This window comes from Halovivax limisalsi (assembly GCF_023093535.1).
GTDB lineage: Archaea > Halobacteriota > Halobacteria > Halobacteriales > Natrialbaceae > Halovivax > Halovivax limisalsi.
The window spans coordinates 1,524,400-1,546,506 of the sequence record NZ_CP095757.1 but is presented as its reverse complement, the minus strand read 5'-3'; the positions used below and the strand labels follow the sequence as shown (position 1 = coordinate 1,546,506).

Genomic DNA, 22,107 nt, shown 5'->3' with positions numbered 1-22,107 from the left:
CGAATGTATGTCATCGAGCGATCCCGTCTCGTTCCGCCGGCAGCTCCACCGCCACCCGGAACCCGCCTGGCGCGAGTTCGAAACGACCGCGCGCATCGTCGAACGGCTCCGCGAGATCGACCTCGACGCCCTCCACGTCGGTCCGGACGCGATCGACGGGGCGAACCGTCTCGCCGTCCCCGACGAAACCGAGCTCGATCGCTGGTACGACCGCGCCCGCGACGCCGGCGTCGATCCCGACGTCCTCGACCGGCTCGCGGGCGGCTACACCGGCGCCGTCGCGGTGCTCGAACGCGGCGAGGGACCCGTCGTCGGCCTTCGGGTCGACATCGACGGCCTCCCGCGCGAGGAGTCGGACGACGCGGATCATCTCCCCGCCGCCGAGGGATTCCGTTCGGAAACGGGCGAGTCGATGCACGCTTGCGGGCACGACGCACACGCCGCGATCGGCGTCGGCGCCCTCGAGGCCGTCGCCGAGAGCGATGACTTTTCGGGCACGCTCAAGGTGTTCTTCCAGCCCGCCGAGGAGGTCATCGGCGGCGGCAAGGCGATGGCCAAGAGCGAGCACATCGCCGACGTCGACTACCTGCTCGCCACCCACGTCGGCCTCGACCACCCGACGGGCACCGTCGTCGCCGGCGTCGAGGACTTCCTCGCCGTGCGCCACCTGGAGGCCACGTTCACCGGCGAACCCGCCCACGCCGGCGCCGAACCGGAGAAGGGGCGCAACGCGATCCAGGCCCTCGGGACGGCGATCCAGAACGCCTACGCGATCCCCCGCAACTCAGACGGCCCGACACGGGTCAACGTCGGCGTCGTCGAGGGCGGCACCGCCGCGAACATCGTCGCCGAGGAAGCCTCGCTCGTCGCCGAGGTTCGAGGCCAGACGACCGATCTCATGCGCTACACGAGCGATCGACTCGAACGGATTTTCGAGTCCGCCGCGACGATGCACGACTGCGAGGTCGAGATCGAGGTCGGCGCCGAAGCCCCCAGCGCCGAGAGCGACGACGAACTGCGCGAGATCGTAGGCTCGGTCGCCGCGGACGTCGACGGCGTCGACCGCGTCGTCGACGAGGCCGGCCTCGGCGGCAGCGAGGACGCGACGTTCCTCATGAAGACCGTCCAGGACGACGGCGGCCTCGCGTGCTACGTCGGCGTCGGCACCGACCACCCCGGCGGCCACCACACCGCCACCTTCGACGTGGACGAGCCGACGATCCAGCACGGGATCGACACGCTCTCCGGCGCTATCGAGGAGATCGCCGAACAACGTCCGTAGGAGGGACGACGGACCGTATTTTTCGGCCGTCGTAATCGGACAGTCGCTGCGACGTGTGGATGCAAACCGAACTTTTGCGCTGCGGGCCGGCGAAGCCGGCCCTCGGCAAAATGTTCAAAAGAATGCGAAGCGCTCTTTTGGACAGCGAGGGAACGCAGTTCCCTCGAGCAGTCGGCGCGAAGCGCCCACGACCTCGCGGGATCTTCGATCCCGCTCAGCGTCGACGAAAAGCACTCCTCCCTCCCCTACGGGTCGATCGTCGGCCCGCTCGCTCCCTCCGGTCGCTCCCGGAGAGTGTGCTCACAGCACGCTCTGTACTGAACGGTGGACCAATCCGACCGAGGCGGAGCGAGATGCTCAAATCGCCCCCTGATTTTGAGCCTGCGGCCACGTTGTCTACGAGAGACAGTAGAGATTGACCGCTAGATCTGCGTCAGAATCGACCACGACGAAACACTGTTTCAACGGGAAAAATCCGCAGCCGCCTCGGCCGGTTCGACCTCAACCGTCCCATCCGCAAGTACCTGTATCCGACACCCGCTGTACTCGAAGCAAACTCGCCCGGCCGATTTCTTCGGCGCCTTGAAGAGGTCGTTCAAGGCATCGGCATCGATCACGGTATCGAGGGGCGGGGAGAGGTCGACCGGATCGACCTCTTTCTCGCTGGCGACAGCCCGGACGATCGCTACGGTCATTGATCGGCGATCATCGGCTGTTGACGAATCCGTGCTCATTGACGGTAACAGTGCGCTCATACGGTTAAGAATACTGAATAGTATCGTTGGCACCCGCCTGCATCAATGTTTAATTCTGGATGAAAGACAATATAGAAAGTCGAGCCTTAATACGGGCGGGCTTCGAATCCATCAAGATGATTCATCCGCCAAATCTTTTCCGAAATCATCAAATGGCTGGTGCAACTCCCGGCGAAGTATCTCGGAATGTTCGATTACGAGTCCGAGTTCGTCTAACTCCTGCGTGGTCGTTTCGATATCCTCCGCGTCGGTCCCGACGACCTCGATGTGGATATTTTGCGTTCCAGTCAACAACTCGCGTACATTTACGACGTGCGTAATATCCATCGCAGCCTCGCTGATGTGTTTGCGGTCGCTGATCGGTGCCGTACAGACGAACAGAATGCGGTGGGGAATCCCTGCGTTCTCGTAGTCGATTTTTGCCCTGTATCCGAGCAGGACGTCGGTTTCTTTGAGTTGCTGAATGCGGTTGCTTACGGTACTGGACGAGACGTCGATCCGGTCGGCGATATCGTCGTGCGTGAGGCTCGTTCCCTTCTCGCCCTGTAGGAGATACAGGATCGTCCGGTCGGTGGGGTCGAGTTCCATGAGCAAGTGACACGAGCCGACGAAGTTAGTTTTTTGCTCGGCAAGTGGATGGGGAATAGCTGCTCCATTGTTTTGTCTTCTGTCCCGTACCGTTCAGGGGTGCTCGTATTCAAAATTCTCGAGGCCCTCGAAACGCCAGTTCTATTGGCCGAGTACCCATCACCGCGTTCACTTCATGACCGACTCTTTGGCCGCCATTGAAGTCTCAGCTTATTCGAGCGTCCGGATCAAGCGTTCGTATCCGAACGTGGTAATGCGATGACCGGCCGGTCTGCCTCGGTAACGAGTTTGAGCGATAGATCGCCCGTCAAAAATTGCATGAGACGGTTTCCGCCACGAGAACGATACGTGATCGCACTCGCGTCGATATCATTAGCAACCTCGAATATCGCCCCGACCACATCCCGAGCGTATGCGGTGAGCAAGTCAGCATCCGGAAACACTTCGCGGAAGGCGGCGTACGGCTCCTCCGCGATTTCCTCCGATTGGGCGACAGGAGTCTTATCCGGCGCACCGCCACCCTTTTCGACGACGTGGAGCACCGTAACCTGAGCGGGATCGTACGGTTCTAACGACGTTGCGGTCTTTCTGGCGTCAGTCTCGTTTGCAACTGGAACGAGAACGCTGGCGAGAAGTCCGATCGCGGAGACTCACTTGGACTACCCATACGGTAAATAGGAGAACGTGCAGTATATCAGCTTGGTAATTTGGCACAGACGACAATCAAATCAACTATTTCGCTTTTCTTCGTCATCGAGGTTAATATCGCCGATAAATTTCCAATACGGTTTTACAGTGCCATCCGGATGGCGTTCCTCGGTGACGTGATAGTGGAAGGGCCCCACCCGGCTTTCCGTCCCGTTCACCGTCTCAGTTACGTATTTGATGACTTCCGTGTACCCTTCGTGCTCGGTAACGCTGAGTATGTCATCTCCCGGTTTGGGTTCCACGGGTGATGGACTTTCATGATTGTAATTGAGGAGTTCCTGTGCGTGAATTATCGTTCTTCGAAGCTCTTCGGGACGTAACTGGTGTAAGGTGGAGGCGAGCTCGTCGGGTAGCCCCTCCGGAGGAGTGGGCTCGGCCGGATCGGAACTCATGCGCGACTATCGGTACCGCATGCCCATAATTCCTGTCGGTGACTCCTCGCCGGTGAGTATCGAAGATTCCGGACTGAGAACTAAGTACGGTGTGGCCCTTTAAAATATTTAAACCGAACTCCTCCTCTTTACAACCTTTCCTCCGGATCCCCTGGCTAAAGCGGTCTCACCCTGGGTACGCGAAGTCATTCTAGAGCCGGGTTCTCTCCTTCCACAGACGATTGTAGACCAGAGAGGTGCTATCCGTAAATCAGGAGTCTGCGGTCCCACAATTCACATCGAATGAATAGGTCGCAATTTCGGTTTTCCCACAGGCCGTACAGTAGTTCCGGTCTTCGTCAAACTTGGTTCCGCAATGGCGACATTCGAAGAGGGAAGCACCTCCGGGTTCGGACTCCTTTTCCTGAGAGAGGAGAAAATCCGACAGGAGCTGTTTCATGGGCGCTAGAATCGATTCCGGAATAAATAATTGGTGGACTGTCGATTCCATTATTTCCCACCCATATTTTACCGGTTCGTGGGGAGAGGGGTACTGACACGGGATTTTAAGTATCCGATTTTTCTCATCTTTGTCCTTCAGTAAATGCTTCTAACGTCTCTTCAGTTATCCCGGACCGCGAATGGATAGTAACAAAGTCGCCCTGCTCGATTGCCGTCTCCCCAGTTGGTGTGATCGCCTGGTCATTTCGGTCTATTCGCACCACGAGCACGTCTGACGGGATTAAATCCGCTTCGTTAGCTTCCTTCAATGTCGTCCCGACGATTGGAGCGCCACCTTTGACGATAACCTCGATAACATCCGCATCACCGGCGAGCCCGGCGACGCCGGTTACTGGTGAGATCGGTTCCTGGTCTCTGGGGCCGAACTGGGCGTAGGGCCGGAAATACTCCCGGTGTATGAGGTCCTCGTTATCAATTTCGATCCCAAGAGCCGTAATGTCCTGCGCAATCCGAGTGAGATCGTCCGTATCAGTGCCTACTGCCTTAATCCGAAGGTTTCCTTTCCCGGACATGATCTCCCTCACGTTGATGACTCCCGGAATTTCAAGCGCACGCTGGGCGAGTTCCTGCCTATCGGTGGCAGCCGTGCTACACATAAACATGTTAGTCAACAATCCGTCGGCACGTTCGTAATTAATGTGGGCCGGGTACCCGATGATGATGCCCTCCTCTTCGAGTCGACGAATCCGATTTCGAACGGTAGGAGCTGAAACGTCTACTTTCTCGGCGATATCCGGAGCAGACGTGTGTCGCGCCTCCTGTGAGAGATGGTACAATATCTGCTCGTCGGTCTCATCGATACGTTCCCCCATTTTTATACCCAATCGATAGTTATTCAATCGAGTTAAATTTGTCTTTGGGTTTCGATTGCCGTTCTAACGGGCTTCGACGATATTCCTGTTTGGGTTGATGAGAATTTAGTGATATCACACGATACGCACGGTCAAACTCCGGGCAAACGAATGGAAAATATATTCTCTAGTATCAAACGTAACAGCATTCTACCGGAAGATATTTTTGTTTTCCCCAACCGAGTGGTGGTGTATGAGTTCAGATGGGTCGGTACCAGACTGCCTTCCAGCAGATCTGGTGAAGCAACTACGCGCGCTCGCCGTTCCGGAGCTTCGAGCGGCCCGCGAATACATCGACGAGCGAATCGAGCAACGTCGCACCCCGATACGAGAGCAGATTCTCTCGGGCGCTGTCGGCGATGTCGTTGGAATCGAGGACCACGGGGCATACGCTCTGGTGCGAATGCGGGATCCGACCCAGGACGGACTCGACGGCGATCCGCAGCTGGTCTCCCTTTATCACGTAACACGGGAGAAGCGACCAGGTGGCAAGGAGAGTCTCCACTGGGCGTTTCTAGGTGACATTCAGAGCGCGGCGATACGGAAATGTAAACACTGCAACGGCTACGTGGACGAAAACGCGGAGTCGTGCCCACACTGTCGCAGAGAAACGTCCGAACCGGATCGGCAGGAGGGTTCCGATGCCTGATACAATTTTCATCCGTCCCCTCGACCCACTAGCGAACGTCGCCGACGCGGAACGAACGTGCGAGACCCTCGACCAATATCCCGATTCTGACGTCGAACAAATTACAGTCGTCTTCGTTATCGAGCAATTGGAAGGATTCATCGACCCGGCCTCGCCTGAGGCCTTGAATCAGGGGGCAGAGGAAGTATTCTCGTACGTCAAAGACTACTTCTCGAACGGGCCTGATATCAACCGGGCACTACGGGCTGGCACGGACACAGTTGAGGAGATTGTTGCGGCTGCTGACGAACGCGACGCATCGGCAATTACCTTTTCACCCCGCCCGAAAACGCGGTTTCAGCAGATACTCACGGAGAACTCATCGTACCGGTTGCTATCCGAGCGTCATCAGCCAGTCGTGATCTTTTCAAAAAGACAAATGGAGGAAAAGTAGATGTATCTGATAATCGTCGGCGCAGGAAACATCGGATCGAATCTTATCGAGAGTGCCGTCCAAGACGGAAACGATGTTGCGGTCATAGAACAGGACGAACAGCGGGCGAACGATGCCGGTGCGGAATACGATTGCCTCGTCTTGCACGCTGATGCGACGAATCTCGAAACGCTCCAAGACGCGGGGATCGACCGCGCTGATGCCGTCATATCCACGACCGACGTGGATGCGACCAATATCATGGTGATGTTGCTCGCACAGGAGCACGACGTCCCGAATCTCGTCAGCGTCGTTCACGACCCGGAGAACCTCCCCGTCTTCGAAAAGATCGGCGTGACATTGATCGAGAACCCGCAGCGACTGATCGCCGACTATCTCTACCATGCCGTCCGGTACCCAACAGTTAGCGAATTCATCGAACTCGACGATTCGACCGAGTTGGTAGAATTGACCGTCACGAACGATGCACCCATGAGCGGCGTACGACTCAATACGGCGCTGGAGTCCGGTGCGCTTCCGGAGGGTTGTCTGGTTGTCGCCCTCCAGCGAAACGGCAATCTTCGGGCCCCGAGAGGGGAGACGACCATCCACGCCGGTGACGAGGTGACGATTTTCACGGACGACGCGACGCTTTCGGATGCTGTTTCAGCGTTTACTGGTACATAGCCATGAGGCTTCAGTCCCGTGTCATCGGCCGAGACATCGGTCGAATTCTACAGGTAATTTCTCTGATGAGCGCCGTATCGATACCAGTCGCCATCGTCAACTACGAGTTCTTCGCAGTTCCCGCATTCGCCGTCACGGCAATCCTAATTGCCGGTATCGGCATTACGATGGTGCGACGATACAGTGGCAAAGGCGGAGCTGGCAAGGCCGAAGCGATGCTAACGGCTGCTATCGCGTGGTTTATGGTTGGAGTTCTCGGTGGGCTCCCGTTCCTCCTCATCGCGTGGACGATCTCGCTCGATCCGCTCCCCGCGTGGGCAACCACGCCGCCGATGGATGGCACGACGGTGATTTTCCTCAACCCGCTGGACGCATTCTTCGAGAGTATGAGCGGGTTCACCGGGACGGGGTTGACGGTGGCCGCCGTCGAAGAGGAACTCCCTCGATCGCTGCACTGGTGGCGGTCGTTCACGGAGTGGATCGGCGGCGTCGGTGTGATCGTTCTTACCGTCGCGATCCTCGCCCGTCCGGGGAGCGGCTCGCTCACACTGTTTGAGAGCGAAGCGCGATCCGAGAAGATCCATCCGAGCGTCGTCAACACTGTCACGGAGATCTGGAAGATCTATCTCGGACTGACGCTCGCTTCGATTACACTATTTCTTGCAGTCGGGATGCCACTCTGGGGCGCAATCAACCACGGAATGACGGGAATCGCGACCGGCGGATTCTCCGTGCACGCAGATTCGATTGGCTACTACGACAGCCCGCTAATCGAGTACGCGGTCGTCCCGGTGATGGTCGCTGGAAGTATCGCGTTCCCGATCCACTATCTCATCATCAAGGGCGAAATCCAGAACTTTTACCGGGACATTCAGACTCGATGGGTGTTCCTCTGGTTCGGAATCGGTTCGCTCCTGTTAACCGTGATCCTCGCGCTCAACGACCAATATGAGACGTTCGAAGAAACGTTTCGTATCGCCCTTTTTCAGTTCGTCTCCGCGACGTCGAACACCGGCTTCGGCACGGCCGCGATCGGTGGCGGGACAGAACGAGTCTGGACTGCCGGAGCGACCTTACTGACGTGTCTCGGCATGCTCACCGGCGCAGCGGCTGGTTCAACGGTGAGCGGGTTGAAACTCATCCGCGTGATCACGCTCGTTAAAGGAACGGCGTGGCAAATCGGAAATGTCCTCCAGCCAACCGCTGCTGTTCGACGGCTTCAGATCGGTCAACGAAATCTCAGCGAAAACCAGGCCCAGCGGGAATATACGGAAGCAACCGTCGTGTTCATCCTCTGGATCGCCGGTCTCGCTATTGGCGTAGCGGTGCTTTTGCGGACGCTGTCATCAGCATATCCCCTGGAGTACGTGATCTTCGACGTGATGAGCGCCCAGAGTAATGTTGGACTCAGTGCAGGGATCACCGGGCCTGATCTCCCCGATACCGGAAAGGCCGTTTTGATCTTGAACATGTGGATCGGTCGGTTAGAAATCATACCAATTGCGGTGCTAGTGGGCGCAGTTCTCCAGCGACTGGATTTGTACAACTAAACCAGATGGTCGCTGGGTCACACTGGAATATCTCGGTGAATACCATATCCAATAATCCTTCGAATAGTAGCATTCCCACAATCTACATCTTCTGTATTCGGTACGTATCTTTTGACAAAGATTAGCGAGAGCGGATCTCCTCTGTTACGTGGGTCACCCGTACGTAGCAATTCGACTCGCCCGATGGTAATAGAATCAGTACTGAATACGGCACCTTCAACACGGTCTCCCAGGAATATCCCCCATCGAATACACGGTCGGCGTTCGACCATCGCTCGAAATCCCGCATCCCCGTCTCGATCGGCCGCCGTCCGGACCATCCAGGTTTCACAATCACCATCAATTATATAATCTTCAACTGCTATTGTCAGAACGGAAGCCGCGCTCTCCAGAACTGCCGCGGGGACAGGCGCTAGAATTGTCCCGGGTGGGAACAGCACCCGAGACGTGGCTTCCGAAAACCATGAGCGGTTTTCAGTTGCCATGATTGCGTACACACCACCGAGACAAAAAGGTCTCGCACGCCTGCGGTACCGCCAGCTTCAGCTATGCAGCGTAGAACGTTCAGATTCTGAACCGGCCGGAGATCCGTCGGCGGGGCGACCATGACGGACCGGCCGGTCTGCTATCGCTGCGACGATCCCCTGACCGACAGGCACTGGGTGCGCCTCGCGACGGAACACCGGGGCGTAGCGCCGACAACTACCGCGACATCGACCGCCGAATCTGTCCCGACTGCCTCGCCGGGATCGGGATGCTGGAATTCGACGTCGAGTCGACCGCTCGCGACGAGGGAGACCCCTCGACGATACGGGATCGACCAGCACCGATTCGGACGCTACGGGGTGAGGACTGAGCGAGACGGCCTCGAACAAGAAGGGCGAAGCGCTCGTCGACGCCGCGGTGTCGGGCATTCGGGAGCGGGTCACGGACCTCGAGTCGGAGCGGTGAACGACGGGAAGACCGATATCCCGGCTCCCCGGGTCGCCGTTTACGAACGGTTCGCCTCGAACCACTCGACGGCGAAGTCCACCAGCGCTCGCTGGGAGAGCAGGTTCGCGTCGCCGACGCCGACGGTGCCGGTCACGAACGCGTCCGGGTGTTCGCGCTCGAACGCCTCGCCGCACTCGGGGAAGTCTTCGTCCGTAAAGTCGATGTCATCCCACTCGACCCACTCGCGCTCGCCGTCGACGAGGATGGCGCTCTGCTGGGTCGCCGTCCCGAGGTCGAGGTCGGCGCGATACTCCGCGAGGTGAAACGACGTGTTGGTCGCGTGGGTCGTTCCCAGAAAGAGGACGTCGCCATCCAGGTCGTAGACCCGGGCCAGCGGCGACTCCTCGCCGAGGGAGTACGCCAGCGTGTGGCCCTCGGTCACGAATTCGGCGTCGGCGCCCCACGCCGCGAATGAGTGCTGGGGGTGATCGCTCCGCAGAACGTCGGGATAGGTTCGAAAGCACTCCGCGATCGCGCCCATCCCCTGGGTGGGCGTCGATTCGGGGCGATACGGCGGCATCGTCTCGCGGATGGTCTCGTACCACGACTCGGGGACCGGCGGGTTACCCATGTCGGCCGGGTTCATGTTCCCCGGCGAGTGCGTCGGCATGACGATGGTCCCGTCAGCGCCGACGACGTGCTGGAGGGCGTCGACGACGGCCTGCGGGCCGCCACAGACCCACCCCAGTTCCGAGAGCGAACCGTGGACCAGTACGATGTCCCCGTCCTCGACGCCGAGGGTTCGGAGGTCATCCGCCATCGAGTCGACCGTGACGGGCACCGAGGAGCGTTCTTCGGGAAGCGTCTCGCTCATGAACGCCGCTTCGCCGGGTTCAGAATAAGTTTGGTGGTGTGACGATCGACCGCGCCGATACCCGCGATCGAACCCAGGTCGGCCGGCCCGATCACGCACCGCGATCAGGGTTCGGGCGAGGAGCAGCACGAGAGCGCCGAATCAGGAGGGCACCGAGTCCGATCGCAAGCGACAGCATCCCCACTCCGGCGAGGAGTGGTCGGTAACCGGTGTGGGTCGCGACGAGGGTGAACGAGAGCGGCCCCGCCGCGCGTCCCAGTCCGGTCGCGCTGTTTCGTAAACTGAGTGCGCTGGCGTTACAGGCCGGCGAGACGGCCCGACTGATCGAGGCGTCCACGGACGGTAGTATCAGGCCGATTCCGCCGCCGAAGGCGAGTGCGAACGCGCCCACGAACGGTACCGAGGACGTAAATCCGACGCCGATGAGGCTCACGCCGAAGCAGCAAAAGCCGGCCGAGACCAGCGCGCGATTCGACGCATGCCGAACGAAGCGCCCGTTCTCCGCTGCGACGAGCGCCGAGGCGAGCGTCGCGATCGCGACGATGGCACCGATCGTGGCGGTAGTCGCGTCGAATTCCGCCGCGAGGAGGAAGGGGACCGTCGTCATGATCGACCCGAAGACGATCGTCTCCGCGAGCACCGTCGCCCCGTAGAGCTGGATCGTCCGACCGACGGTGAGTTCGGCGATCGCCCGTCGAATCGTCGCGCGCTCGGTGGGATCGGTGACGAGCGCCGACTCCTCGAAGACGTTCGCGACGAAGAGTCCGGCGCCGACGGCCAACAGGTAGCAGGCGAACGGCACCCGCCATCCAAACAGGGCGAGCGAGCCGCCAACCAGCGGGTAGAGCGTCCGGCCGATCGAGAGGATCGCCACGTTGAACCCGAAGACGGCGTTTCGCTGCGTGCCCGCGAACGAATCCGCGATGATCGTCACCGTCGTGATGAAGATCCCCGCGGCGGCGACGCCCTGTCCGACACGGGCGACGAGGATCGCGGTGAAGTCGCCGAGAAACGGCATCGCGACGCCGACGAACCCGAACGCGAAGAGACTCGCCAGCAGAACGGGCCGCCGGCCCCACCGATCCAGCATTCGGCCGATGAGCGGCGAGAGGACGATTCCGGGGAGGAAGTACGCGCTGAGGAGGTATCCCGCGCGCACGTCCGACACCGCGAACGTGTCCCGAAGTAGTGGCAGCGTCGGACTCAGGAGGGGGACTCCAAGCGGCACCACGACTGTGGCGGCGAGCACGGTCACGAACGGCCGCGAGCGCCACGGCAAACCGATCGGTTCGTCGCCGCTGGAATTCCCCATCAGTGCGACTACGCGAGGCCGAGGGGTATAGCCGGTCGTGGCGAGAGCACTCTCAGTGGTGGCGATCGACTCCGACACCGACGGGCATACCCGCGAATAGGTACAGATCAGGGCACTACGCACCGCGGACAGTCGAACGGCCGAAGGCCGTGTGTCGGGCTGCAAGCGGGCCGGCGACTAGGGGAGCGAGTGGAGTGCGATCACCGCGAGGTGGCGAACGGGCGGAGCCCGTGAGTCGCCGAGCGGGCCGACGACCGATGTGAAAGCCGCGCGAAGCGCGGCTGGAACGGAGGGAGGAGTGCTTTTCATCGAAGGTTTTCCGAGGGCGCGGCTGCGCCGCGCCCGCAGAGAAAAAGTTCGTTGTTAGTACTTGGGATCGGCGCCCGTCGTCTCGTAGACCGACTCCATGAGTCGGTCGCGTTCGGCTTGCCAGGCGTCGAACCCGGCGGGCGAGTCGGGGTAGTCCTCGTAGTGGGCGAGGAGTTCGTCGGCGCGTTGTTTGGTCTTGTAGAGGTTCCAGACGGTGCCGTAGTGGCCGCGAGCCTTCAGGAGCGCCTTGAGTTTGAGGCTCCAGCTCAGGTTCGCGCTGCCGGAGTAGAGCGCCTCGGCGATCTGTTCGCCGGGCATGGCCGCGAGCAGGCCCATGAGTTCGTCGATGTCGACGGCGGTCGAGAGGATGTTGTAGACGTCGAGTGCGGCGTAGCGCGCGCCGAAGTGGTCCATCACGCGCTCGTTGTACCGCCAGAGGGCGTCCTCGTCGACGGTGCCGTCTTCGATCGCCGCGATGGCCTGCTCGGCGGCGTAGGTGCCGGCGTAGGCGGCACCGGCGATGCCGCCGCCCGTGGTGGGGTTGACGTGACCCGCGGCGTCACCCACCGCGACGAAGCCGGGATGGACGGCCGAGTCGTAGGGCCGACGCGTCGGGAGGGCGGCACCTAGTTTGTCCGCGACGCGGGCGCCCTCGAACTCGGGGCGGTTCCGGAGGTCGCGTTTGAGGTCGTCGACGAGGTGCATCGGCTCTTCGGTCATCTGAAAGCCCAGCCCGGCGTTGATCTCGGTCTCGGTGCGCGGGAAGTACCAGAGGTAGCCGGCGGCGCGCTCGGTCGGCTTGAAGACCAGGGCGTCGGACCACTCGACCGGCTCGTCGACGTGGACGATCTCGCGGTAGGCCGAGCAGAACTGCGAGTAGGTGACGTTGGTGTCGAACGTCGATCCGGCGAGATCGGCCTTGTCCTGGAGGATCGACAGCGCGCCGGCGCCGTCGACGACGATCTCGGCTTCGTACGTTCGGGGATCGCCCTGCCGGACGGCGTCGACGCCGGTGACGGTGCCGTCGTCGGCCTGACGGACGTCTTTGACGACGGTGTCGTAGTGGAACGTGGCACCCGCGTCGCCGGCGCCCTCGATGACGCGGCGGCCGTACTCCCAGCGGTCGACGACGGCGAGTTCGCCGGGAACGGGGATCTCGAGGACGGTGTCCTCCTGGGGGATCTCGAAGCGACCGTGGTCGACGCCCGTATTGGTGAATGCGGGTTCGAGCTGGGACTTGGAGATGACCTCGGGGAACGCGTCGGCGCCCTTGAGGGCGTCGCCGCAGGCGATGTGGCCCGCCTCGGATGCGGACTTGCGCTCGAGGACCACGACGTCGTAGCCCGCCTCGGCGATAGTCGCCGCGGCGTAACAGCCCGCCGTCCCGGCGCCGACGACGACAACGTCCCACGTTCGTCGGTCCCGATCGGCCGTCGCCGCCGATCCGGCCTGCTCCTGGGTACTCATACCGAACCGTCGTGAGCGCTGGTAGAAAACGTTTTTCGTGCGACTCGGCAGGGGATCCGGCTCGAATTTCCGGGATCGAACGCCGGCGACCGGCCCGTCACAAGCGAAGTATTTTGACGGCGACCTTCGTAGCCGGGCACATGACCGACTACACCGTCGAGTTCGTGGGGACGGGCGAGACGATCACCTGCTCGGACAAAGAGACCATCCTAAGTCGGTGTCTCGAGGCGGGGATCGCCCAGGAGTACTCCTGTCGGGTCGGGATGTGTCTGGCCTGTACGGCCGAGATCGTCGAGGGCGAGGTCACCCAGCCCGCGGCGCGCGGCTTTACGGCGGACGAAGCCGAAAACTACGCGCTCACCTGTATGGCTCGCCCGCAATCGGACCTGAAACTAGACCGCGGGAAGTACCCGCCGAGTATCGAAGGCGATGCGGCGAAGGGAGCCGGCGAGGCGTTCGCCGACGACTGATCGACGGCTCGGAAGGTGCTCGCTGCCCGGACGTACGCTCTCCGCCCCGAAGGGTGCTCGTTGCGATGCCAGTACGCTCTGCGTGACCGTCGAATGGAGCCCGCGATCGACCGGTCTGGGAGGACGCTCATAGCGGGCAAACTGTGACCACGAACGACCAAAAATCGGTTCCGTCCCAGATCAGATACCGCGGTCGACCGCCGCCACGAGACCGTCAACCGACGAAGTCGATGTCGTCGTCATCCTCGGGGGAGGCGTCGCCCTGACCGCCGACGGGGTCGCCGCCGGCCTGCTGGTGGCCAGTCGGGCCGGCGCCCGCCTGTCCGCCCGCACCCGGCTGACCGCCTGCGCCCGCCTGGCCCACGCCCTCGGGCTGGACGGTCTCGCCGTCCGGTCGGCCGTAGATCTGGGGCGACTGGACGCCCGTGACGACGATCATGGTGCGCATGCTGCCCTCGAGGGTCTCGTCGATCGAGGTGCCCCAGATGATGCGCGCGTCGGGGTCGATCCGGTCGTAGATCTCCTCGACGACGCCCTCGGCCTCCTCGATGGACATGTCGTTGCCGCCGGTGACGTTGACCAGCGCGGAGCTCGCCCCGGAGATGTCGACGTCCAGCAGCGGCGATCGGAGAGCGGTCTTGACCGAATCCTCGGCCTTCGCTTCGGAGTCGGACTCGCCGAGGCCGATCATCGCGACGCCGCCTTTCTCCATGACGGTGCGGACGTCGGCGAAGTCCAGGTTGACGAGGCCGGGTTTCGTGATCAGTTCCGTGATGCCCTTGACCGAGCGCATCAGGACCTCGTCGCTCACCTTGAACGCTTGACGGACGGGGAGCTTGCCGACGGAGTCGAGGAGGCGATCGTTGGGGACGACGATGACGGTGTCGGAGACGTCGCGGAGGCGTTCGAGGCCGGCCTCGGCGTTCGTGCGACGGACCTCGCCCTCGGCAGTGAACGGCGTCGTGACGATGGAGATGGTCAGCGCCCCCGACTCGCGAGCGGCCTTGGCGACGACGGGGGCCGAGCCGGTGCCGGTGCCGCCGCCGAGCCCGGCGGTGACGAAGACCATGTCCGAACCCTCGATGGCCTCGTAGATGTCCTCCTGACTCTCGAGAGCGGCCTCCTCGCCGACCTGCGGGAGCGACCCGGCGCCGCGGCCGCCGGTCTTTTGCTCGCCCATCAGGATCTTCGTGTCGGCGTCGATCTCCACGAGGTGCTGGACGTCCGTGTTCGCGGCGACCAGCTTCGCGCCGTGGATCCCCTCCTCGTTCATGCGGTTGACGGTGTTGCCGCCGGCGCCGCCGCAGCCGACCACCGTGATGTCCGTCTGGAGGTCCTGGAGAACGTCTTTCAGTTCCTCGTCGGTCATCGTCCCCGACGGGTTCGGTTCCGAACCGGTCTCGGGCGCTCCGGGGCCCCCCTGGGCGGGGTCGGCGCCCCCGTCCTCGGCCTCGTCGATCGCGTCCTCGACAATGGAGTCCATTCCTGGCGCGCTATTGTGATCGCAGCGTTATGACCGTTTCCCACGTTGTCTGCCGCCCGTCAGACGATCGTCGATCGAGCGTGGCGGTCACGTCGATTCGAAAGCAACCGTCCACTGAACCAGTGAGCGACACCACTTCCACGGGGAAGCCGACGGTTCACCGGTGACGCAGAGCGGCTCGGGGCGCTCGATCGATCGGCCTCGAGCAAGTCGACCGTCCGTCAGTCGTCGGCCACGAACGTCTCGAGTAGCCGAAGCTCTTCGGACTCGGAGATGCGCTCGGACTGGAGACAGGCGTGCATCGCTTTCGCGATCAGTTCCGGATCCTCGAGACCGGACCGACTGCCGTCGCCGGACGCATCGAGGCGACGGTCGAGCGACGCCACCGATTCGGTCAGTGCGTCGATCCGGGCCGAGAGCGCCTCGAGTTGCGCGCTCTCGGCGTCACACTCGGCGGGCTCGGCGCCGGATCCGGGGTTCCTCGAGTCGGCCGGTTCGGGCTGTGTCGGGTCGGCCCCGGAGTCCCGCCGGTCCGTGGTTCCGTCGGCTCCGGCCGTCGTGGACTCGCCCTGCGAAGCGGCCGCGTCGGGCCCAGACGTCGCGTACTCGGCTTCGGAGTCTCGCCGTTGGGAGCCCTCGTCGGGTGCTGGCCCGGTCGGAACGGCGTCGGGCTCAGCCTCGGCCGAGTCGTTGTTCGGCTCGGGCTCCGTCGGGTCGACGTCGAGTTCCCGCCCATCGGGACCGTCGTCCGGAAAGAGGTCGGCGACGATCGCCTCGCGGTTCGACCACTCGAAGCCGTCGATGTCGTTGACGCGTCGATTGATCGTCGCCGCGGTCACGTCGAAGCGGTCGGCCAGCTCCTGCTGGGTCGCGTTCGGACGCTCCCGAATCGCCCGAAGGGTTCGGCGCTCGGTCTCGCTCAGGCTGTCGGGGTCGATCGGGCTGTCGGACGTGGAATCGCTCCGACCGTCCGCCGCCGGTGCCTCGCGTCGATCGGACTCGGTCGGTTCGCGGTCGGTTTCGATCGTCGCGCCGCCGTCGGCGGCCGATTTGCGCTCGCCGTGGCCCGGTGACGCGGCCTCCCCCGCTTCCGGCGATCCTGGGGTACCGTCTCCACCATCCTCCGGCTCCGGGTCGGAATCTCGTCCGACCATCGATTCCGGGTCGCCGTCCGGCCCGCCCCACGAATCACCGTCCGCCTCCGGATCGTCGGCCGTCTCCGGATCGCCGGCCGACGGCTCGTCGGCCGCGGGGTCGCCGTACTCCTCGAGGACCTGTTCGACGAGGTCGACGGACGCGCCGTTGACCGCGTCGGCGAGTTCGCTCATCGCCGCCGCCGGCCGGTCCTGAGCGGCGTCGAGAATCTGCTTGTGGATCACTGCGCGGGGGACGGGGGTCGATTGGCGGGTCTCCTGGGACGTCGTGGGATCGTTCGTCGATCTGCTCATATCTCTCTTCCAACGGGGATCGCTGGTGTATACCGAACCACCATTATCCTGACCGAAGTAAGTGTTTCTGTACGGTGCTTCGAACGATCGATCGTTCGTTCGAGAATACATTCATCTATTCGGAACTATACGACTACATAGCGATTAGTGTTGAAAATTAGATCGGGAAATGTGCCAGGAATCGGTCTTTCCTAGGTCATTGATTTTATTCGTCTGAAGAGTCGACGCCAGGTCCGCGCGCCGAGCGGTGAAAGGGATATCGCGTCGGCTCACACGTCGCTCGCGACGGGGCCGGCAACCGTCCGGCACCGGACGGTTGGCCGCGAAACTCGCACCAGCCGCCGAATCCGGCCGCGGTATCCGATTCAGATCGCGTATCGGGTCGTTCGGGTTTCGTGGACGTCGTCTGGTTCGACGACGGTCCCGTCGACCGAGACCGTCTCACCCTCGGCCAGTTTCCCGAAGGCGGGACCGTCCGGGACACCCAGTTCGCGCGCTCGGTCGGGGTCGAACGCCGTCTCCTCGACGACGACCGCGCCGTCGGAGACGGTGACGGCGTCGGCGCCCGACCGGATCACGTCGGCGAGGCCGTCGACGATCTGCCGCGGGACGCCGGCGGGGGACCGGTTCGTCTCCACATCGATCGGGACGGCGATACGCTCCCCGAGTCGACTCCCGCCGTTCGCGGTCTCGACGGCGACGCTCCCGGCGGTGACGACGTCCCACGTCCGCTCGGCGTCGATCCCTTCGGCCCGCGAAACGAGGTCGGGCGCCGGGGAAATCACGTCGAACGACTCGGTTCGCCGGTCCCCGAACCGGACGCCGTCGGCGACGGGGCCGAGCGCCGACTCGACGGCGTCGACGAGCGTGAGCGGACGGTCCTCGACCTCGCGAACCCAGGCCTCGCTCACGACCCGATATCCCAGGTCGTCGATCGTCCGCACCAGGGCCGGCCGCGTCCCCTCGACGACCGCGTGAGTCGCGGTACTCGCTTCGAACAGGGCACGAACCAGGGCCGATTCACTCGCCACCCCTTCCAGCGCGTCGAGACCCCAGTCGGCGGCGACGTGGCCGACGGTCCAGGCCGTCTCGCGGACGATGCGCTCGAACCGCGGGACGTAGTGGCCGCCGCCGAAGCCGACCAGCTGCCGGGGCCGGCCCGACTCCGGATCGATCCGGTGGGGCGAGACACCCCGCAGGTCGAGGATGGCGCGGGCGACCGCCTCGGCCCCGGCCGGATCGTCCCACTGGGCGTCGTCGCTTCCGAGTTCTGCAAATAGCGACGGACAGCCGACGTCGGACGGGCCGTGGTGCGTACACTCCATCCCGACCTCGTACTCCTCGGGGGCGTGACGATCGTACGCCTCGAGGAGGGTCGCGAGGGCGTTCGGCGCGGCCGTCGCAACGGCGTTCGTCTCGCCGCCGAACTCGGCCGGGCCGACGTTGCCGGTGAAGTGCGCCGACAGGAGCGGCCCCGTCTCGCCGGAGTGGCGCGAGGCGAAGACGAGCACGTCGGGCGACTCGCCGAACGCCTCGTCCGGGCGAACGAGGTCGAGGTGGAGGGCGTCGAACGATCGGAGTTCGAACCCGTCGGTTCGGTAGTAGGTCCCGCCGCCGTCGGCGTCGGAGCGGGCGTCGTCGACCCGTTCGTCCCACGCGGCGAGTCGGCGGAGCTGGTCGCAGACGTGAACGGACGCTCGGTCGGCGCGACTCTCGACGATCGCGATCACGAGCGCCACTCCGTGCCCGGCGACCGAATAGGCTCCGTTTTCGACCGGCTGCGAGGCTCCGCGTTCGCCCGGACCGACGCGGTGCGACCCCGGGAATCGATAGGTCGGGCCCAGCCACCGCGCGAATACAGGGATCGATCGCATACGCGTCGGCGACGGAGCGAGTATCGTATGAACGAGTCGCTGAAGCCGATCGACGACCAGACCATCGTGATCACCGGCGCCTCCTCCGGCATCGGCCTGACGACGGCCCGGATGGCCGCCGACCGGGGCGCGAGGCTGGTGCTGGCCGCGCGGAGCGAGGACGCACTCCGGGAGCTAACCGATGAGATCGAGGCGAGCGGTGGCGAGGCCGCCTACGTCGTCGCCGACGTGCGCGATCGCGACGACGTCCGGGCGATCAGGGAGACGGCGATCGAGCGATTCGGCGGGTTCGACGCATGGATCAACGGCGCCGCCGTCTCCATCTACGGCCGACTGAGCGAGGTTCCGGTCGAAGACATGCGCCGGCAGTTCGACACCAACGTCTGGGGCCTGCTGTACGGATCGCTCGAGGCCGCCGAGCACCTCCGCGAGCGGGGCGGGGCGATCGTCAACATCGGGAGTATCGTCTCCGATCGATCCCTCCTGCTGCAGGGAAGTTACGCGGCGTCGAAACACGCGGTCAAGGGCTTCACCGACGCGCTGCGGATGGAACTCGAGGATGCCGGCGCACCCGTCTCGGTCACCCTGATAAAGCCGAGTTCGATCGACACGCCGTACCCCGAACACGCGGAGAACTACATGGACGAGGCGGCGACGCTGCCGCCACCGATTTACGCCCCCGAGACGGTCGCGCGGGCGATCCTCCACGCGGCGACCCAGGGCGACCGCGAGGTGACCGTCGGCGGTGGCGGGAAACTCGTGACGGCGCTGGGTCACTACGCGCCCGGCTTGCTCGATCGCATCATGGAAACCGTGTTCGACCGGCAACAGCGAGCAGGTCGGCCACCCAGACCCGGGGCGAGCGCGCTCGAGGAGTCCTCGGGCGAGCTGGCGGAACGGGGCGACTACGAGGGACACGTCTCCGAGACGAGTCTCTATACCAGGCTCCGGCAGCGCCGGCGGACGGTCGCGGCGACGCTCGTCGGCGTCGCCGCCGGCGCGGCGTACGCGGGATATCGGACCCTGCGCGGCGGTGACGAGAAGCGGGCCGGCGAGCAACGCGAGACCGTCGAGCGGGATCGGTCCAGACGCCCCTCGGTGTCGCGATTCGGGCGCTGACAGTCGTCCCGCGTCGGCGGTCGGAGGGATCGCCTTCGGGCGACGGTCACTCCGCCTCCGGCTTCGCCTTGCCGTAGACGGCCCGCCTCGCCGTGGCCTGCCCGATCGAGGCCAGTTCCGCGACCGCGGCCCGCCGACAGTAGAACATGATCGCGGCGAGGACGACGTAGACGACGGTGTAGCCGATCAGGATCTGGTGACTGAGCGCCTCGGGGTTCGCGACCGAGAGGATTCGCAGGACGAGGAACTCCAGAATGACCTGCGAGAGGAACAGGAAGAGAAGTACGAGCGCCTCACGGCCGGAGATCTCGAGGTTGACGAGGATGGCCAGTGCGAACAGCGACTGGGCCGCCGTGATCCAGATCTCCAGGTCCTGCTTGAAATCGAACGCGAGGACGCCGTAGCCGCCGTAGCCGATCGAGTAGACGATCGCGAGCGTCCCGATCAGCAGCGTCCACTGGTTGAGCTTCGACGAGATGAGCGCGTTGAAGCCGGCCGTCGAGCGCGACTTCATCACCAGCACGGCGACGACGATGAGTTCCGGCGACTCGCTGGCCAGCGGCGCGATCCACTGGATCATGAAGAACTCGGGGAGGCCGAACGCCACGCCCAGATCCTCCAGCCCGTGGGCGAACGGTTCGACGGCGACGAGAATCGTCGCCCCCGAGTAGGCGAACAGCCCGATGACGATCGGGATGCGGAACCGTCGGGCGAAGTCCTGGAGATAGGCGGGCACGCCGACGTGCTCGTCGACGGTCTCCGCACCGGCGCGAATCACGACGACGATGTAGGCGACGTAGAGGCCGACGAGCACGATCGTGTCGACGATATCGATGCCGCCCATGAAGGGGACGAAAAAGGCCCACAGCGTCGCGATCCCGAGGAAGGCGATCTCGACCGAGATCCCCTGGTGGAGCGTCACGGCGTTCGTAAACCAGCCCTCGCGCTCGCGAACCGACGTATCGGCCACGCGTCGCGCCCGATGGAGCGTAAAGAGCGCGATGCCGGACCAGCCGAGTCCGATGAGGATCCGGTTGGCGCCGGTCATGTTCGCGATCGCGAGGTTGCCGGCCTCGGCGCCGCGAGTCGTGCCGGCCTGAGCGCCGGCCTCGAAGGCGTACAGCGCGTCGACGGCGTACTCGGGGGCGACGGCGAGCACCGCCAGCACGGCGATCGCGAACGATCGCGGGACGTCGGCTTCGGCCGTCTCCGCCGCCCAGGCCAGGAGGAACGAGGCGCCGAGGACGGCGATCCCGGAGATCGCGACGGTCGGGCCCGCACCGAATCCGTTGCCACTCGCCCAGATGCCGATCCAGGGAAGCGTGAGCGACAGAGCTACGGCGACGGCGACCAGCGGGTGTCGAAGAGAGGCCATCGCCGTTCGGTTGTGAACGTCGATGTTAGTCAGTTTCGATGCGTCCGCTCCAGCCGGATCCGACACCTCGCCGTCGACCGACGGCCTCGGCGCCGGGCACGACGCAGTCGCCCCGGCCCGACCCGACCCATTATGACCTCGGCGCGCCGAGTGCCGGCATGGACGTCTACGGACTCGTCGGCAACCCGGTCGAGCACTCGCTGTCGCCGCCCATGCACGAGGCGGCTTACGAGGCCCGCGGACTCGACGCTCGATACGTCACGTTCGAACCGCAACCTGAGACCCTCGAGCGCGCGATCGACGGCGCCGACGCGCTCGGGGTTCGCGGCCTCAACGTGACGATCCCGTTCAAGCGCGACGCGCTCGACCTGGTCGAACCGGACGACCTCGCCGACAGAATCGGCGCCGTGAACACGATCGACTTCGGCGGCGACCGACCGACCGGACACAACACCGACGCCGTCGGCGCCGTGCGCGCACTCTCCGAGCACGGGTTCGACGGCGACGAGACGGCGATCGACGGGGCGACGGCCGTCGTCGCGGGGGCCGGCGGCGCCGGTCGCGCCATCGCGTTCGGACTGGCCGACGCGGGCGCGACGGTGCGGATCGCCAATCGGACGACGTCGCGCGCCGAGTCGCTCGCCGACGCCGTCCCGGCGGCGACCGGCCACTCCCTGTCTGAACTACCCGCACTCGTGAAGGAGGCGTCGATCCTCGTCAACGCCACGAGCGTCGGACTGGACGAAGACGAGTCGATCGTCGACCCCACCGCGTTGCGCGCCGATCTCGTCGTCATGGACGCGGTCTACTCCCCGATCGAGACCCGACTGCTCGAAGCCGCCGCGGCGCGTGGTGCGCGGACCGTCGACGGCGCGTGGATGCTGCTCTACCAGGGCGCCGCGGCGTTCGAACGCTGGACCGGCCTCGACGCGCCGGTCGATCCGATGAACGACGCCCTCAGGGCCCGCCTGTGACCGCGAGACGGTTCGGCGGCGCGCTCGACTCGGCTCCGCTCGCGACTCGGTCTCGGCTGCGGCGGGGTGCTACCGGTATCGAACGACTTTAGCG

Annotated in this window: 20 protein-coding genes; 8 read left to right on the top strand and 12 right to left on the bottom strand. The window is 63.9% G+C overall.

Features of this window, described 5'->3' with window-relative positions:
- Positions 1–7 precede the first annotated feature (7 nt).
- Positions 8–1,282, top strand: a complete 1,275-nt coding sequence (locus MXA07_RS06975; RefSeq protein WP_247731323.1) for an amidohydrolase — start codon at positions 8–10, stop codon at positions 1,280–1,282.
- A 461-nt stretch (positions 1,283–1,743) separates the two neighbouring features.
- Here MXA07_RS06975 and MXA07_RS06970 read toward each other — a convergent pair whose 3' ends face one another.
- The 5 genes from MXA07_RS06970 to MXA07_RS06950 all read right to left on the bottom strand — a co-directional run bounded on the left by MXA07_RS06970 (position 1,744) and on the right by MXA07_RS06950 (position 5,038).
- On the bottom strand, positions 1,744–1,977 hold the full coding sequence (locus tag MXA07_RS06970) for a HalOD1 output domain-containing protein (protein ID WP_247731322.1): 234 nt from the start codon (positions 1,975–1,977) through the stop codon (positions 1,744–1,746).
- A gap of 171 nt (positions 1,978–2,148) precedes the next feature.
- Complete coding sequence (locus MXA07_RS06965) at positions 2,149–2,625, bottom strand: Lrp/AsnC family transcriptional regulator (protein ID WP_247731321.1); 477 nt, start codon at positions 2,623–2,625, stop codon at positions 2,149–2,151.
- A gap of 227 nt (positions 2,626–2,852) precedes the next feature.
- Positions 2,853–3,266: a universal stress protein gene (locus tag MXA07_RS06960; RefSeq protein WP_247731721.1), complete on the bottom strand. Its 414-nt coding sequence runs from the start codon at positions 3,264–3,266 to the stop codon at positions 2,853–2,855.
- A gap of 87 nt (positions 3,267–3,353) precedes the next feature.
- Positions 3,354–3,725: a hypothetical protein gene (locus tag MXA07_RS06955; RefSeq protein WP_247731320.1), complete on the bottom strand. Its 372-nt coding sequence runs from the start codon at positions 3,723–3,725 to the stop codon at positions 3,354–3,356.
- Between the two features lie 563 nt (positions 3,726–4,288).
- The gene (locus tag MXA07_RS06950; RefSeq protein WP_247731319.1) at positions 4,289–5,038 is read right to left on the bottom strand and encodes an Lrp/AsnC family transcriptional regulator; all 750 of its coding nucleotides are present in this window, start codon (positions 5,036–5,038) and stop codon (positions 4,289–4,291) included.
- 232 nt (positions 5,039–5,270) lie between these two features.
- Between MXA07_RS06950 and MXA07_RS06945 the strand changes: the two genes are divergently transcribed.
- Genes MXA07_RS06945 through MXA07_RS06930 form a run of 4 tightly spaced genes read left to right on the top strand, consistent with a single transcriptional unit; the run spans position 5,271 to position 8,375 of the window.
- Entirely contained in the window at positions 5,271–5,726 is a 456-nt protein-coding gene (locus MXA07_RS06945) for a zinc ribbon domain-containing protein (protein ID WP_247731318.1), read from the top strand.
- A complete protein-coding gene (locus tag MXA07_RS06940) occupies positions 5,719–6,159 on the top strand; it encodes a universal stress protein (protein WP_247731317.1) in 441 nt (146 codons plus the stop codon). Before MXA07_RS06945 ends, MXA07_RS06940 begins: the two co-directional genes overlap by 8 nt.
- Positions 6,160–6,825, top strand: a complete 666-nt coding sequence (locus MXA07_RS06935) for a potassium channel family protein (RefSeq protein WP_247731316.1) — start codon at positions 6,160–6,162, stop codon at positions 6,823–6,825.
- Between the two features lie 2 nt (positions 6,826–6,827).
- Positions 6,828–8,375, top strand: coding sequence for a TrkH family potassium uptake protein (locus tag MXA07_RS06930; RefSeq protein ID WP_247731315.1), 1,548 nt, complete (start codon positions 6,828–6,830; stop codon positions 8,373–8,375).
- 991 nt (positions 8,376–9,366) lie between these two features.
- On the opposite strand, the gene MXA07_RS06925 is transcribed toward MXA07_RS06930, so the two are convergent.
- From MXA07_RS06925 to MXA07_RS06915, 3 genes are all read right to left on the bottom strand, one after another.
- On the bottom strand, positions 9,367–10,182 hold the full coding sequence (locus tag MXA07_RS06925) for an AAC(3) family N-acetyltransferase (RefSeq protein WP_247731314.1): 816 nt from the start codon (positions 10,180–10,182) through the stop codon (positions 9,367–9,369).
- A 91-nt stretch (positions 10,183–10,273) separates the two neighbouring features.
- Positions 10,274–11,494, bottom strand: a complete 1,221-nt coding sequence (locus MXA07_RS06920; RefSeq protein WP_247731313.1) for an MFS transporter — start codon at positions 11,492–11,494, stop codon at positions 10,274–10,276.
- Positions 11,495–11,857: 363 nt separating this feature from the next.
- Positions 11,858–13,270, bottom strand: a complete 1,413-nt coding sequence (locus MXA07_RS06915; protein ID WP_247731312.1) for a geranylgeranyl reductase family protein — start codon at positions 13,268–13,270, stop codon at positions 11,858–11,860.
- A 140-nt stretch (positions 13,271–13,410) separates the two neighbouring features.
- On the opposite strand from MXA07_RS06915, the gene MXA07_RS06910 reads away from it, so the two are divergent.
- Complete coding sequence (locus MXA07_RS06910; RefSeq protein WP_247731311.1) at positions 13,411–13,740, top strand: 2Fe-2S iron-sulfur cluster-binding protein; 330 nt, start codon at positions 13,411–13,413, stop codon at positions 13,738–13,740.
- A 214-nt stretch (positions 13,741–13,954) separates the two neighbouring features.
- On the opposite strand, the gene ftsZ is transcribed toward MXA07_RS06910, so the two are convergent.
- From ftsZ to MXA07_RS06895, 3 genes are all read right to left on the bottom strand, one after another.
- Positions 13,955–15,223: a cell division protein FtsZ gene (gene ftsZ, locus MXA07_RS06905; RefSeq protein WP_247731310.1), complete on the bottom strand. Its 1,269-nt coding sequence runs from the start codon at positions 15,221–15,223 to the stop codon at positions 13,955–13,957.
- 221 nt (positions 15,224–15,444) lie between these two features.
- Positions 15,445–16,671, bottom strand: a complete 1,227-nt coding sequence (locus tag MXA07_RS06900) for a winged helix-turn-helix transcriptional regulator (protein ID WP_247731309.1) — start codon at positions 16,669–16,671, stop codon at positions 15,445–15,447.
- Positions 16,672–17,036: 365 nt separating this feature from the next.
- The gene (locus MXA07_RS06895) at positions 17,037–18,401 is read right to left on the bottom strand and encodes a D-aminoacyl-tRNA deacylase (protein WP_247731308.1); all 1,365 of its coding nucleotides are present in this window, start codon (positions 18,399–18,401) and stop codon (positions 17,037–17,039) included.
- Positions 18,402–18,572: 171 nt separating this feature from the next.
- Between MXA07_RS06895 and MXA07_RS06890 the strand changes: the two genes are divergently transcribed.
- Positions 18,573–19,664, top strand: coding sequence for an SDR family oxidoreductase (locus tag MXA07_RS06890; protein ID WP_247731307.1), 1,092 nt, complete (start codon positions 18,573–18,575; stop codon positions 19,662–19,664).
- Between the two features lie 46 nt (positions 19,665–19,710).
- On the opposite strand, the gene MXA07_RS06885 is transcribed toward MXA07_RS06890, so the two are convergent.
- Entirely contained in the window at positions 19,711–21,039 is a 1,329-nt protein-coding gene (locus MXA07_RS06885; RefSeq protein WP_247731306.1) for a sodium:calcium antiporter, read from the bottom strand.
- A gap of 158 nt (positions 21,040–21,197) precedes the next feature.
- Here MXA07_RS06885 and MXA07_RS06880 point away from each other — a divergent pair, with 158 nt between their 5' ends.
- Entirely contained in the window at positions 21,198–22,013 is an 816-nt protein-coding gene (locus MXA07_RS06880) for a shikimate dehydrogenase (protein ID WP_247731305.1), read from the top strand.
- Positions 22,014–22,107 lie beyond the last annotated feature (94 nt).

Excerpts from the sequence above, each read along its gene's own strand:
- MXA07_RS06955 (WP_247731320.1), bottom strand. The coding sequence starts at position 3,725 with ATGAGTTCCGATCCGGCCGAGCCCACTCCTCCGGAGGGGCTACCCGAC.
- MXA07_RS06925 (WP_247731314.1), bottom strand. The coding sequence starts at position 10,182 with ATGAGCGAGACGCTTCCCGAAGAACGCTCCTCGGTGCCCGTCACGGTC.
- MXA07_RS06930 (WP_247731315.1), top strand. The coding sequence starts at position 6,828 with ATGAGGCTTCAGTCCCGTGTCATCGGCCGAGACATCGGTCGAATTCTA.
- MXA07_RS06910 (WP_247731311.1), top strand. The coding sequence starts at position 13,411 with ATGACCGACTACACCGTCGAGTTCGTGGGGACGGGCGAGACGATCACC.
- MXA07_RS06885 (WP_247731306.1), bottom strand. The coding sequence starts at position 21,039 with ATGGCCTCTCTTCGACACCCGCTGGTCGCCGTCGCCGTAGCTCTGTCG.
- MXA07_RS06965 (WP_247731321.1), bottom strand. The coding sequence starts at position 2,625 with ATGGAACTCGACCCCACCGACCGGACGATCCTGTATCTCCTACAGGGC.
- MXA07_RS06890 (WP_247731307.1), top strand. The coding sequence starts at position 18,573 with ATGAACGAGTCGCTGAAGCCGATCGACGACCAGACCATCGTGATCACC.
- MXA07_RS06935 (WP_247731316.1), top strand. The coding sequence starts at position 6,160 with ATGTATCTGATAATCGTCGGCGCAGGAAACATCGGATCGAATCTTATC.
- MXA07_RS06940 (WP_247731317.1), top strand. The coding sequence starts at position 5,719 with ATGCCTGATACAATTTTCATCCGTCCCCTCGACCCACTAGCGAACGTC.
- MXA07_RS06900 (WP_247731309.1), bottom strand. The coding sequence starts at position 16,671 with ATGAGCAGATCGACGAACGATCCCACGACGTCCCAGGAGACCCGCCAA.
- MXA07_RS06950 (WP_247731319.1), bottom strand. The coding sequence starts at position 5,038 with ATGGGGGAACGTATCGATGAGACCGACGAGCAGATATTGTACCATCTC.
- MXA07_RS06920 (WP_247731313.1), bottom strand. The coding sequence starts at position 11,494 with ATGGGGAATTCCAGCGGCGACGAACCGATCGGTTTGCCGTGGCGCTCG.
- MXA07_RS06880 (WP_247731305.1), top strand. The coding sequence starts at position 21,198 with ATGGACGTCTACGGACTCGTCGGCAACCCGGTCGAGCACTCGCTGTCG.
- MXA07_RS06975 (WP_247731323.1), top strand. The coding sequence starts at position 8 with ATGTCATCGAGCGATCCCGTCTCGTTCCGCCGGCAGCTCCACCGCCAC.
- MXA07_RS06970 (WP_247731322.1), bottom strand. The coding sequence starts at position 1,977 with ATGACCGTAGCGATCGTCCGGGCTGTCGCCAGCGAGAAAGAGGTCGAT.
- MXA07_RS06945 (WP_247731318.1), top strand. The coding sequence starts at position 5,271 with ATGAGTTCAGATGGGTCGGTACCAGACTGCCTTCCAGCAGATCTGGTG.
- ftsZ (WP_247731310.1), bottom strand. The coding sequence starts at position 15,223 with ATGGACTCCATTGTCGAGGACGCGATCGACGAGGCCGAGGACGGGGGC.
- MXA07_RS06915 (WP_247731312.1), bottom strand. The coding sequence starts at position 13,270 with ATGAGTACCCAGGAGCAGGCCGGATCGGCGGCGACGGCCGATCGGGAC.